Raw genomic sequence first — 705 nt, forward strand, 5'->3', positions numbered from 1 at the left:
TCATCTTCATCGTCAGGTGGAGGAGTGGTCAGTACAGGGATATGAGTTTGTATTGCTGGTGGAAGAATCTCTTCTTCCGGCAGTTCACCGTCAGCCATTGAGCGAACTAAGTCAGCAACCGTGACAGTTTCTCCGCCCATAGCGGGTCGAAAGCGATACTCGGCTGGCCCAACAATGATGTGCAGAATATAATTCTGAACGAATGCACTGATGATTTTGCCACGGTATTCAGCACCTTCGGTGTACTGATCTTCGGAATGACCCGGAGCCTGTACCTCGATGTACTCATCACCGGACATGAAGCCAGTGATCTTACCTTTGCCGCTCTGGTTCGGATACTTATCGAACTGGAATGCTTCGAAGAATACCCACTCACCGACCGTCAGCAACACCCCATGCTCACGCAGCAGTTTGTTTAGACGCTCTGCCTGAGTTTCTTGAGAAGTTTGCGGGCGGCTTTGAGTTTGATTCCAGCTTCCCTCGCCACGAATTGGGCTAACTGAGGAGCCAGTAGTATTTCCTCGATGGTATCGATCTTCGTAGTCATCGTCGTAGTCATTATACCACGCAGAACGATGTCCTGAATATCCAGAGTAGTTGTACTGGTAGCGAAAGGTTGGAAGCTCATGCTTCCGTTCCTCCTTAAACTTAAACCCGCCGTTGGACACATCAAAGACATACTGAACCCCAACTTGTGCTTCGAAG

General features: G+C 49.4%; 1 protein-coding gene. It reads right to left on the bottom strand.

Features of this window, described 5'->3' with window-relative positions:
• A partial coding sequence (locus N1032_RS25390) for a hypothetical protein (RefSeq protein WP_259543371.1) occupies positions 1–705 on the bottom strand: 705 nt, incomplete at both ends.

The sequence above is a fragment of the Herbiconiux daphne genome (assembly GCF_024979295.1).
Classification (GTDB): domain Bacteria; phylum Actinomycetota; class Actinomycetes; order Actinomycetales; family Microbacteriaceae; genus Herbiconiux; species Herbiconiux daphnes.